We start from the raw sequence: 11,072 nt of genomic DNA on the forward strand, positions 1-11,072 counted from the left end.
GCTCAGGGCAGGGCGGTAAACAACTCTCGCCGTGCACCTTCGGTAATCGCCACGATGCCGGGGTGCTTGACCTTGCGTTCCACCGAGATCGCGTAGAACGACTCGGTGACGGCATCGGTCTGGCCAATCAACGCCACCCCGTACTGGCTCACTACTTCATCGGCGATCACGCTGGGCGCGATAAAGATCCCGCTGCCGGATTGGCCAAAGGCCTGCATCAAGGCGCTGTCATCGAACTCGCCGATGATCCTGGGCAGGATCTGCTGCTCGGCAAACCAGCGCTGCAAACGGCTGCGCACTACGGTTTCCGCGCCGGGGATCAACAGGGGCGCGCCGTGCAGGCACTGTGGGAAGTCACCGGCGTACCTGTCAGCCAATGCCTGGGTGGCGAAAAAACTGATGCCACATTCCCCCAGTTTCTGGCTGTAGCCCTTGATATCCAGGTGCGAGGGCATGGGGCTGTCGGAGATCACCAGGTCCAGGCGCTGGATCGCCAGGTCGGCCAGTAAACGCTCGAGTTTGTCTTCCCGGCAGGTAATGCGCAGGGGCTCGCTCAACTCCATGGTCGGCGCGATCAGCCGGTACACGATGGACTTGGGCACCACATCCGCCACACCGACCCGAAACAGGATCTGTTGCTCATTGGGCTGCGCGCGCAGCATCGCCTCCAGTTCATTGCCGGTCTGGAACATCTGTTCGGCATAGGGCAGGGCCTGGCGCCCGGCTTCGGTGAGTTCAAGCTGGCGGCCTACCCGCTGAAACAGCGCAATCCCGTAGGTTTGCTCCAGCAGGCTGATCTGCCCGCTGATGGTCTGGGGCGTGAGGTTCAGTTGCTCACAGGCGCGCACGATGCTGCCGGTCTTGGCCACTACCCAGAAGTAATGCAACTGTCGGTAATTGAGCATGATGATCATCACTTCGTAAAAACCGAAGTATACGCGAGAAAAATACGAATTTTCCTGAACTGTTTGCCTGCATAGAATGCCTCGCTATCGCGGGGCCACTATTTGGACCCAATGGTTCTAACGAGGAAGACATCATGAAACTCAATTCCCTGGGCGCGGCATCGTTGCTTGCGCTTTCATTGGTGATGATCAGCGGTTGCGATCAGGTCGAAAAAAGCGCGCAACAGGTCATGGGCAAAGCCACCGAGTCGGCCAAGCAAGCCATCGATGACACCCAGAAAGCTGCCGAGCAGGCGTTGAGTGAAGCGACAAATGGCCTGATCAATCCACAAAAAAAGGATGATCAGGAAGAAAACGAGTCTGAATCGAACACCAAAGAAACCTAATCTCCCCAGCACAACGTCAGGACTGACCTATGGATTACCTTTTACAACTGGCCGCCAGCCCTACCGCCTGGATTGCCCTGGCCACCTTGATCGTGATGGAAATCGTGCTGGGCATCGATAACCTGATCTTTATCTCGATCCTCACCAACAAATTGCCGGAGAAACATCGGGCCAAGGCGCGACGCATCGGTATCAGCATGGCGCTGGTGTTGCGCCTGGGCCTGTTGAGCACCATTGCGTTTATCGTGCAATTGACTACGCCGGTGTTCGAAGTGCTCGGCCAGGCGTTCTCGTGGAAGGACATGATCCTGATCGCCGGTGGCCTGTTCCTGGTCTGGAAGGCCACCACCGAGATCCATCACAGCATGGACCCGGAGCCTGAAGAGAAAGCCAGCGCTGGCAATGTCGTGGCCATCGGCTTTGCTGCGGCCATCGGGCAGATCCTGTTGCTTGACCTGGTGTTCTCCATCGACAGCATCATTACCGCCGTGGGCATGACCGAGCACTTGCCGATCATGATCATCGCCGTGGTGACCTCGGTGATCGTGATGCTGGTGGCGGCCGAGCCGTTGGCCAAGTTCATCAACGACAACCCGACCGTGGTGATGCTGGCCCTGGGCTTCCTGATCATGATCGGCATGACGCTGATCGCCGAAGGCTTCGGCGCCCATGTGCCTAAAGGCTACGTGTACGCGGCCATGGCCTTCTCGGCGGCCATCGAGTGCCTGAACATCGCTCGGCGCAACCGTCACAAGCGTCTGCTCGCTGCCCGGCAGTAACGCTGCAACCCCAAAGGCCGGCTGTGCCCACAAGAGCCCAGCCGGCTTTTTGCTGTCTGTTAGAATCCGCCCACTTGATAGCTTGAGGTCCACCATGAACGAGCCGATTCGCCTTACCCAGTACAGCCATGGCGCGGGTTGTGGCTGCAAGATTTCGCCCCAGGTGCTGGAAGTGATCCTGGCGGGCAGCGGCGCGCAGAACCTCGACCCGAACCTGTGGGTGGGCAACGCCTCCCGCGACGACGCGGCGGTGTATGCCATCGACGATGAGCGCGGCGTGGTCTCTACCACTGACTTTTTCATGCCGATTGTCGATGATCCCTTCGATTTCGGCCGCATCGCCGCCACCAATGCCATCAGTGACATCTACGCCATGGGCGGCGATCCGTTGATGGCCATCGCCATTCTTGGCTGGCCGGTGAACGTGCTGGCGCCGGAGATCGCCCGTGAAGTGATCCGTGGCGGCCGCTCGGTGTGCGACGAAGCCGGTATTCCGTTGGCGGGCGGGCACTCCATTGACGCGCCCGAGCCGATCTTCGGCCTGGCCGTCACCGGCATCGTGCAAAAGCGCCATATGAAGCGCAACGACACCGCCACCGTGGGCTGCCGCCTGTACCTGACCAAACCGTTGGGCATCGGCATCCTCACCACCGCCGAAAAGAAGGGCAAGTTGCGTGAGGCGGATATCGGCCTGGCCCGTGACTGGATGTGCACCCTCAACAAACCCGGCAGCCGTTTCGGCAAGCTGGCCGGTGTGACGGCAATGACGGATGTCACCGGTTTCGGTCTGTTGGGCCATTTGGTGGAGATGGCGGACGGCAGCGCCGTGACCGCACGTATCGAATACGACAAAGTCCCACGTCTGCCCGGGATCGAGGACTACCTGGACCAGGGCTGCATGCCGGGTGGCACCTTGCGCAACTTCGACAGCTACTCGAGCAAGGTCGGGCGTCTGCAGGAATTGCACAAACGCGTGCTGTGCGACCCGCAGACCAGCGGTGGCCTGCTGATCGCGGTCACGCCTGAAGGCGACGCCGAGTTCCGCGCGACGGCGGCTGAATTGGGCTTGAGCCTTGAGCCGATCGGCCAATTGGTTGAGCGACAGACCCACGCGGTAGAGGTGGTTTGATGGCAACTGACATCACCGATTACCGCGACATTTTCCTCAACGACCGGCCGATGATGGATACCCGCGCGCCGGTCGAATTCGCCAAGGGCGCGTTCCCCGGCGTGATCAACCTGCCGCTGATGACCGATGACGAGCGCCAACGCGTCGGCACCTGCTACAAGCAGCAGGGCCAGCAAGCCGCGATTGTGCTGGGGCATGAGCTGGTATCGGGGGCGATCAAGGCTGAACGCATCGAACAATGGGCACGGTTTGCCCAGGCCAATCCTGATGGTTACTTGTATTGCTTCCGGGGCGGGCTGCGTTCGCAGATCGTGCAGCAATGGTTGAAGACCGAAGCCGGCATCGAGTACCCGCGGGTCGGCGGTGGCTACAAGGCCATGCGGACCTTCCTGCTGGAGACCCTTGACCAGGCGGCAGCTCACTGTGATTTCGTGCTGCTGGGCGGCATGACCGGTACCGGCAAGACCGAGGTGCTGGGCCAGTTGCGCAACGCCCTGGACCTGGAGGGCCATGCCAACCACCGCGGTTCCAGCTTCGGCAAACGCGCCACGGCGCAACCCTCCACTATCGACTTCGAAAACCGCCTGGCGGTGGACCTGCTGAAAAAACGTGCGGGCGGTATCGAGCAGTTCGTGGTCGAGGATGAAAGCCGCATGATCGGCAGCTGCGCGCTGCCGTTGCCGTTGCACAAGGGCATGCAGACCTTTCCGATGGTGTGGCTGGAAGACAGCGTCGAAGGCCGTGTCGAGCGCATCCTGCGCGATTACGTGATTGACCTGTGCGCAGAATTCATCGCGGTGTTTGGTGAGCAGGGCCAGGCGCTGTTTGCCGAGCGCCTGACCCAGAGCCTGGCCAATATCCACAAGCGCCTGGGCGGCGAGCGCTTCCAGCGGTTGCAGGCGATCATGCAGGATGCCCTGGCGGAACAGCTGCGCAGCGGCGCCGTGGACCTGCATCGCGCCTGGATTGAGGGGCTGTTGCGCGAGTATTACGACCCGATGTACGCCTTCCAGCGTGAAAGCAAAGGCGCACGCATCGAGTTTGCGGGAGAGCAGGGCGCAGTCACGGCCTATCTGCGCGAGCGCGCCCTCAGAGAATAAGCGCGCCGATCAACCCGCACACCACGCCCACCAGCATGGTCAGCCCGGCCACCGTCACCAGTACCCGCGCATCGAAATCCTTGCGCAGCATCAACAGCGACGGCAGGCTCACGCTGGGCAGGGTCATCAGCAAGGCCACGGCCGGGCCGGTGCCCATGCCCAGGGTCATCATGGTTTGTACGATGGGGATTTCTGCCGCTGTAGGGATTACAAACAGCGTGCCGACAATCGCCAGGGGCACCAGCCACACCAGGCTGTTGGCCATGGCGCCGTCCACGTGGGGGAACAGCCACACCCGTGCGGCACCGAGCACCAGCACCGCCAGGATATAGATCGGTATGGTGCTCCAGAACAGCTGCCACAGGGTACGCAGCCAGCGACTGAAGAAGGGTTGTGCTTCGACCTGGCTGGCCTCGGCCACCGCGTCCAAGGCAACTTCCGGCACTTGGTCCGGCCGTGCGATGCGCTGTGCCACCAGTGACACGCCGACCACCAGCACAATGCCCGCCACCAGCCGCAAGGCGGTAAAGCCCCAGCCCAGCACAAAGCCCATGAACACCAGCGTGGCCGGGTTCAGCACCGGGTTGGCAATCCAGAAGGCCAGTGCCGCGCCCACCGACACCTGCTGGCGGCGCATACCTGCCGCGACGGGCGCCGCGCAGCAACTGCACATCATCCCCGGCAAGGCAAACAGCCCGCCGCGCAAGGTCGAGCCGAGGCCGGCACGGCCAAACAGGCGCAGCAACCAGTCGCGGGGGATCAGCACTTGCAGCAGCGAGCCGAGGATCACCGCCAGTACGGCAGCCTTCCAGATCGCCAGGAAATACACCTGGGCGTAGGCCAGCGCTGCTGCCAATGGCGAGCTTTGTTGATCGTTGAGGATCGAGGCGCCGATGCTGTGGTTGTCAGCGGCAACAAACGCCTTGAAGTAGTAGGGCGACCACTTCACGTAGTAGAGGCCGACACAGGCTACCAGTAGGAACAGGGCAGGTTTCCACCAGAACGACCAGCCCCGGACGGGCTGGGTGGAGGCGAGGTTGGGCATGGAGGAGGGTCCGCAGATGAGTCAATAGCGGTGCATCATACGCCCTCAGCTATCGGCACTCACCTGTGTTGGCTGCGGGCAGGTTTCTTCACCGTCGTTCAGGCCTTGCTTGTAGTTGCGGCTGAGCAGCGAGGCTTTGCCGTTGTGCCAGGTCAGCGTCAGTACGTACAGCGTGTCGTAGTCGCTGCCGGACCAGTCGTCGGTAATCGTGTGTTTTTCGCCGGAGGCCTCACTGGCCACCTTGTTGATCAGCTCCGGCAGGTAGCCGTGGGACCACGCGGTGTAGATGGTGGCATTGTGGTATTTGTCTTCCACCAGCTCGTCGGCCAGGTCGCTGGTGTCGTTGGCCGAGAACTTGATGTTCACCGGCAGGCCCAGCTTGATGGCGCTGGGGCTGATGGTCATCAACGGGCGAATATAGCTGTAGGAATTGTCCAGCTCACCTTCCTCGACATTGCGCGTCGGGTTGGCGGCAAACACGAAGTTGGCCTTGCCGAATTTTTCCGGCAGCAGGGTGGCCAGGTTCATTGCTCGGTTCAACCCCTGGCAATTGAGTTGGCCCAGGCCGCCGGCCGGTTTCTCGGCGTGGCGCAGGAACACCAGGGTTTGCACGCCGTCCACCGGTTGGGCGCGGCTTTCCCGGGCGTCGAGGGCGGCAACCATGGCGCCGCTCACCAGCAAAAGGGGTAACAGGATGTAGGCGTAGTGTTGCAGTCGTTGCACAAGGCGCAGAGGCTTGATCGTCATTATGGGTTCGAGTCTTCGTGCGTCACGTTAAGGCGGACAAGCCTGGCCCCAATGACGCCTGGGGCGTCCTGCGGGTATTCCGTGTCGGTACAGCGAGGTGCCTCCATTCACCGTTTGAGCGCACTTAAGAGTGCACGCGGGCGTATTGGTTCGCCCACGGGGGATAATAGCCCGCTGATGTTGCGCATTGATGACCCATGCAGGACGTGGGTCAGATGATTATCATGGGGGCTTTCCGCCAGGGAGTTTCCCGATGAACCCGATCGCCGCGTTCCCGATCAACAGCAAATGGCCCGCCCGGCATCCGGAGCGCCTGCAACTGTACTCGTTGCCCACGCCCAACGGGGTAAAAGTCTCGATCATGCTCGAAGAGCTGGGCCTGCCTTATGAGGCGCACAAGGTCAGTTTCGAGACCCAGGACCAGTTTTCCCCCGAGTTCCTGTCCCTGAACCCCAACAACAAAATCCCCGCGATCATCGACCCCGACGGCCCGGCGGGCCAGCCGTTGGCGCTGTTCGAGTCAGGCGCAATCCTGATCTACCTGGCGGAAAAATCCAGCCAGTTGCTTTCCGAAGATCCGGCGACACGTTATGAAACGATTCAATGGCTGATGTTCCAGATGGGGGGCATCGGTCCGATGTTTGGCCAACTGGGTTTCTTCAATAAGTTTGCCGGCAAGGACTACGAAGACAAGCGCCCCCGCGACCGTTACGCCGCGGAATCCCGTCGCCTGCTGGAGGTGCTGGAAAAGCGCCTGCTCGGCCGCACCTGGATCATGGGCGACGACTACAGCATCGCCGACATCGCCACCTTCCCCTGGATTCGCAACCTGATCGGTTTCTATGAATCGGGCGATCTGGTGGGCATTGCCGACTTCCCTAACGTACTGCGCGCGCTGGACGGCTTTGTCGCCCGGCCGGCAGTCATCCGTGGCCTGAATATTCCGAGCTGAAGCATGCCGACTTTCGATTTCAAACAACTGGATGTATTCAGCAGCGTGTCGCTCAAGGGCAATCCGCTGGCCGTCGTGCTGGGTGCCGACAGCCTCAGCGACCAACAGATGGCTGACTTCGCCAAATGGACAAACCTCAGTGAAACCACGTTTTTGCTGACACCGCGCGATGCTCGGGCGGACTACCGGGTGAGGATCTTTACCACCTTGCAGGAGCTGCCGTTCGCCGGGCACCCGACGCTGGGCAGTTGCCATGCGTGGCTCAAGGCGGGTGGGGTGCCCCAAGGCGAGGAGATTATCCAGGAGTGTGAAATCGGCCTGGTGCGTATTCGGCGTCAAGGCGATGAACTGGCGTTTATTGCACCGCCGTTGATGCGCGCCGGCGCTGTGGACTCCGCGTTGCTGGAGCGCGTTCGCCTGGGATTGGGCCTGGCGCCGGGGGCCATTGTGCGCAGCCAGTGGGTCGACAATGGCGCGGGGTGGCTCGCGGTGATGCTGGCTGACCGTGATCAGGTCCTGGCCTTGCAGCCGGACTATTCGCAGCTGCTGGGACTGGCCGTCGGCGTGATTGCGCCTTGCAACCCGGCTGACGACGTGGACGCGCAGTTTGAGGTGCGTGCCTTTGTCGCAGGCGACGGGGCCCAGGAAGACCCGGCCACCGGCAGCCTGAATGCCGGCGTCGCACAATGGCTGCTCGGCGAAGGACTCGCGCCTGAGTGCTACGTGGTCAGCCAGGGCACGGCCATGGGGCGTGCGGGGCGGATTCGGGTCGAACGTCAAGGTGATGAAATCTGGGTCGGTGGCGCTGTCGCGGTGTGCATCGACGGGCGACTACAGCTCTAGATCAATACATTATTACGGCCCCCGCAATACACTGTTGGCCCCTGGGCATTTGTGCTGCCGGGGCCTTGGGGCATAAGCTTTCGCCCCAAAGATTTCCCGCCACTTTTTCAGGACAGCCATGACCAGCCAGTTCCCCCAAGCCCGTCCACGCCGCCTGCGCCGCTCCCCGGAGCTGCGTGGCTTGTTCCAGGAAACCGAGTTCACCCTCAACGACCTGGTGCTGCCGATTTTCGTCGAAGAAGACATCGACGACTTCGTGCCGATCACCAGCATGCCCGGTGTGCAACGCATCCCGGAAAAGAAGCTGGCTGCCGAGATCGAGCGCTATGCCCGTGCCGGTATCAAGTCGGTGATGACCTTCGGCGTGTCCCATCATCTGGACGCCAACGGCAGCGACACCTGGAAGGAACGCGGCCTTGTCTCGCGGATGTCCTCGATCATCAAGGACGCGGTGCCGGACATGATCGTAATGTCCGACACCTGCTTCTGCGAATACACCGACCACGGCCACTGCGGCGTGATGCACGGCGCCCATGTCGACAACGACGCGACCTTGGTCAACCTCGGCAAGCAGGCCGTTGCCGCTGCCCGCGCCGGGGCCGACGTGATCGCCCCCTCGGCCGCCATGGACGGCCAGGTCCAGGCCATCCGCCGTGCGCTGGATGAGGCCGGCTTCACCCATATCCCGATCATGGCCTACTCCACCAAATTCGCCTCGGCCCTCTATGGCCCCTTCCGCGAAGCCGGCGGCAGCGCGCTCAAGGGCGACCGCAAAAGCTACCAGATGAACCCGATGAACCGCCGCGAAGCCGTGCGCGAATCGCTGCTGGACGAACAGGAAGGCGCGGACGCACTGATGGTCAAGCCGGCCGGTGCCTACCTCGACATCATCCGCGACATCCGCGAAGCCTCGCGCCTGCCGGTGGCGGCGTACCAGGTCAGCGGCGAATACGCGATGATCAAGTTCGGCGCCCAGGCGGGAGCGATCGATGAGGATCGGGTTGTGCGGGAAACGTTGGGATCGATCAAGCGTGCGGGGGCGGATTTGATCTTTACTTACTTTGCTATGGACTTGGCGTTGGCTGGGATCTAAGGGCAACGTAACCCCCCCCTGGTGAGCGAACACTTGTGGTGAGCGAGCTTGCTCGCGTTGGGCTGCGTAGCAGCCCTAAACCAGACACCGCCAATCTACCTGAAACACCGTATTGCCTTGACTGGGGCCGCTTCGCGGCCCCACGCGAGCAAGCTCGCTCGCCACAGGGGGCGTTGGGGTGTCAGGGAGAATGGTAGCGCTACCACGTTGACTGGTCTTCGAGGCTGGCTTTTTGCAGGTCGTCTTTCCAGACCTCATTGGCTAAACGGTAGATATCGGCGAAGAAGCCTCTAGGGTCGGCGATTTCTGTTTCGTCCCAAGCCATAGTTATGTATTCGTCGTAATCGCTTTCGAATTCTTTCGAAAAGTCAAAGTCGGGTTTGTCTAGCACATCTCGGAGTGCAGACATCAATACGAAGCGATGTCTGTATGACAAATGCATAAGTTTCTTCAGGACAAAAGAAATAATAATTATCTCTCTGTCTTTCTCATTGTTAGGGTCGTACTTCCATAGTTCTTTGCCAACTGTATCCTCAAGGTCGTATATCGATAAGGCTCCCAATATATGAGAAATGTTAGGAATGTAAGGTGTATTCATGAATGGGCATTTCAGCATTGTCTGCTCACTTAGGGAATGCGGTAAATGGCCGAGTTGGATTGTTTATATCAAATCTGACCTCCGCTCTGTCCATGTTTTCAATGTACTTAGGATCGTTTGCGTCCCGCCGGTTAGGTTTGTAGCCTCGTCCAGCTCCGGGTAGCTCGACTATAACTACTGGGTTACCCGCTCCATCAAGACCTGTAGGAGATGGTGAATTGCTTTGCATCCTACCCATGGCTTTGTTTAGAGCGTGAAGCTGCATTCTCCAGGTTTTAAATTGGGAGCTGGAACTGATAGTTTCCCTCTCCCCTGTGGTTGGATTCGTTCCATCAATAGATCGTTGCCTTAAAGCGTTGTCTGGTATCTCTGGGCCATGCTTTTCAACCGAGTGCATATCGTATTCCTGTTCCCAACCCAGTACTTTTTGTTTTGCATTTACCTCTGTCAGTTCATCTATTCTCGCCTGTCGCTGAGTGCTCGGCAGTTGAGGTAGAGCGGGCGCGCCTTCGTTAACGCTAGGCTTCGGAAAAATAGGAGGAGCGTTAGGCTTGCATTCGTCACCAGGGCAGGTGCTTAAGCCCAGCGGATCAATCCACCCCGTAGGATTGGGCACGTACTGGTACGCGTTGATCCCACCCGCCAACTTCACCGGATCAGGCGTCAGGTAACACCCAATATCCGGATTGTAGTAGCGATGACGGTTGTAGTGCAGCCCGCTTTCCTGATCGAAGTACTGACCCTGAAAACGTAGCGGGTTGTCGATTTTGCCTTTGTCGAGACGGCTGATCTGGCCGTAGGCGCGGTAGTGGGCGGACCAGATGATTTCGCCGTCGGGGGCGGTCAGCTCCTGCGGCGTGCCGAGGTGGTCGAGTTGGTAGTGGTAGGGCTTGGTATCTTTTGGGCCGAAGCCCTCCAACAAAACCAGCGGGCGAAAGCTGTCGGGTTCGTAGAGATAGCTGCGATGGCGGTCTGCATGGTGTTCGGCAATCAGCCTGTCGCCTTGCCAGAAAAACTCCGTGGTGATGCCGTCCACGGTTTTGCTGATGCGCCGCCCAAACGGGTCGTAGCGGTAACTGGCGGTTTGGCCGTTGGGTTGGGTGAGGCCTATCAGCCGATGCTGGCAGTCGTAGCGGTATTCGGTGACGAGTGCGTGCCCACGGCCACGCCGTTCACGGATCAGGTTGCCGAAGGCGTCATAGTCGTAGTGGCGGTCGCCCTGGATCATCAGGCGGTTGCCGGCGACGATATCGGGGCCGGGGCGGTCTTGCATGAGCAGGTTGCCGGCCGGGGTGTGGCCGAAGCGTTCCTGCAGGTCTTGGGAGTGGTCGGCGCGGGTGAGGCGGCCTAACGGGTCGTAATGGTAGTGGTGTTCGCCTTTGCGCGTATCGAGCAGGCGGGTGAGGTTGCCGGTTTTGTCGTAGTCGTATTGGCGTTGGTAGAGGTGGTCTTGTTGCTGGGTGATTGCGTGGGCGTGCAGGCGGTGTTGGTCGTC

The 11,072-nt window shown here is 60.4% G+C and carries 12 protein-coding genes; 7 read left to right on the forward strand and 5 right to left on the reverse strand.

What is annotated here, in order from left to right:
- Positions 1-2: 2 nt before the first annotated feature.
- On the reverse strand, positions 3-905 hold the full coding sequence (gene nhaR / locus B9N88_RS30090) for a transcriptional activator NhaR (RefSeq protein WP_027603159.1): 903 nt from the start codon (positions 903-905) through the stop codon (positions 3-5).
- Positions 906-1,039: 134 nt separating this feature from the next.
- Between nhaR and B9N88_RS30095 the strand changes: the two genes are divergently transcribed.
- The 4 genes from B9N88_RS30095 to mnmH all read left to right on the forward strand — a co-directional run bounded on the left by B9N88_RS30095 (position 1,040) and on the right by mnmH (position 4,299).
- A complete protein-coding gene (locus tag B9N88_RS30095) occupies positions 1,040-1,291 on the forward strand; it encodes a hypothetical protein (RefSeq protein WP_027603160.1) in 252 nt (83 codons plus the stop codon).
- A 29-nt stretch (positions 1,292-1,320) separates the two neighbouring features.
- Complete coding sequence (locus B9N88_RS30100) at positions 1,321-2,070, forward strand: TerC family protein (protein ID WP_027603161.1); 750 nt, start codon at positions 1,321-1,323, stop codon at positions 2,068-2,070.
- A gap of 94 nt (positions 2,071-2,164) precedes the next feature.
- Positions 2,165-3,199, forward strand: a complete 1,035-nt coding sequence (gene selD / locus B9N88_RS30105; RefSeq protein ID WP_027603162.1) for a selenide, water dikinase SelD — start codon at positions 2,165-2,167, stop codon at positions 3,197-3,199.
- Positions 3,199-4,299: a tRNA 2-selenouridine(34) synthase MnmH gene (gene mnmH, locus B9N88_RS30110; RefSeq protein ID WP_027603163.1), complete on the forward strand. Its 1,101-nt coding sequence runs from the start codon at positions 3,199-3,201 to the stop codon at positions 4,297-4,299. The genes selD and mnmH overlap by 1 nt, the downstream gene beginning before the upstream one ends.
- Here the strand turns inward: mnmH and B9N88_RS30115 are convergent.
- Both B9N88_RS30115 and B9N88_RS30120 read right to left on the reverse strand, forming a co-directional pair.
- Positions 4,289-5,344, reverse strand: coding sequence for a permease (locus B9N88_RS30115; protein ID WP_027603164.1), 1,056 nt, complete (start codon positions 5,342-5,344; stop codon positions 4,289-4,291). The genes mnmH and B9N88_RS30115 overlap by 11 nt on opposite strands.
- Positions 5,345-5,389: 45 nt before the next feature.
- Positions 5,390-6,091 (reverse strand): hypothetical protein, encoded by a 702-nt coding sequence (locus B9N88_RS30120; protein WP_027603165.1) that lies wholly within the window; start codon positions 6,089-6,091, stop codon positions 5,390-5,392.
- A 253-nt stretch (positions 6,092-6,344) separates the two neighbouring features.
- On the opposite strand from B9N88_RS30120, the gene B9N88_RS30125 reads away from it, so the two are divergent.
- From B9N88_RS30125 to hemB, 3 genes are all read left to right on the forward strand, one after another.
- Positions 6,345-7,043, forward strand: a complete 699-nt coding sequence (locus B9N88_RS30125; RefSeq protein ID WP_027603166.1) for a glutathione S-transferase N-terminal domain-containing protein — start codon at positions 6,345-6,347, stop codon at positions 7,041-7,043.
- 3 nt (positions 7,044-7,046) lie between these two features.
- Positions 7,047-7,886: a PhzF family phenazine biosynthesis protein gene (locus B9N88_RS30130; RefSeq protein WP_027603167.1), complete on the forward strand. Its 840-nt coding sequence runs from the start codon at positions 7,047-7,049 to the stop codon at positions 7,884-7,886.
- Between the two features lie 118 nt (positions 7,887-8,004).
- Positions 8,005-8,979, forward strand: a complete 975-nt coding sequence (gene hemB / locus B9N88_RS30135; protein WP_027603168.1) for a porphobilinogen synthase — start codon at positions 8,005-8,007, stop codon at positions 8,977-8,979.
- 199 nt (positions 8,980-9,178) lie between these two features.
- Here hemB and B9N88_RS30140 read toward each other — a convergent pair whose 3' ends face one another.
- Positions 9,179-9,577 carry a hypothetical protein gene (locus B9N88_RS30140; protein ID WP_315899086.1) on the reverse strand — a complete coding sequence of 133 codons (399 nt, stop codon included), beginning with the start codon at positions 9,575-9,577 and terminating at the stop codon, positions 9,179-9,181.
- A gap of 25 nt (positions 9,578-9,602) precedes the next feature.
- On the reverse strand, positions 9,603-11,072 hold a 1,470-nt coding region (locus B9N88_RS30145), incomplete at its 5' end, for an RHS repeat domain-containing protein (RefSeq protein ID WP_143491281.1).

The organism is Pseudomonas sp. LAMO17WK12:I1 (genome assembly GCF_900177315.1).
Lineage (GTDB): Bacteria > Pseudomonadota > Gammaproteobacteria > Pseudomonadales > Pseudomonadaceae > Aquipseudomonas > Aquipseudomonas marginalis.

Coding starts and splice junctions, on each gene's coding strand:
- selD (WP_027603162.1), top strand. CDS start 2,165: ATGAACGAGCCGATTCGCCTTACCCAGTACAGCCATGGCGCGGGTTGT.
- mnmH (WP_027603163.1), top strand. CDS start 3,199: ATGGCAACTGACATCACCGATTACCGCGACATTTTCCTCAACGACCGG.
- B9N88_RS30095 (WP_027603160.1), top strand. CDS start 1,040: ATGAAACTCAATTCCCTGGGCGCGGCATCGTTGCTTGCGCTTTCATTG.
- B9N88_RS30115 (WP_027603164.1), bottom strand. CDS start 5,344: ATGCCCAACCTCGCCTCCACCCAGCCCGTCCGGGGCTGGTCGTTCTGG.
- B9N88_RS30130 (WP_027603167.1), top strand. CDS start 7,047: ATGCCGACTTTCGATTTCAAACAACTGGATGTATTCAGCAGCGTGTCG.
- B9N88_RS30140 (WP_315899086.1), bottom strand. CDS start 9,577: ATGAATACACCTTACATTCCTAACATTTCTCATATATTGGGAGCCTTA.
- B9N88_RS30125 (WP_027603166.1), top strand. CDS start 6,345: ATGAACCCGATCGCCGCGTTCCCGATCAACAGCAAATGGCCCGCCCGG.
- B9N88_RS30120 (WP_027603165.1), bottom strand. CDS start 6,091: ATGACGATCAAGCCTCTGCGCCTTGTGCAACGACTGCAACACTACGCC.
- nhaR (WP_027603159.1), bottom strand. CDS start 905: ATGCTCAATTACCGACAGTTGCATTACTTCTGGGTAGTGGCCAAGACC.
- hemB (WP_027603168.1), top strand. CDS start 8,005: ATGACCAGCCAGTTCCCCCAAGCCCGTCCACGCCGCCTGCGCCGCTCC.
- B9N88_RS30100 (WP_027603161.1), top strand. CDS start 1,321: ATGGATTACCTTTTACAACTGGCCGCCAGCCCTACCGCCTGGATTGCC.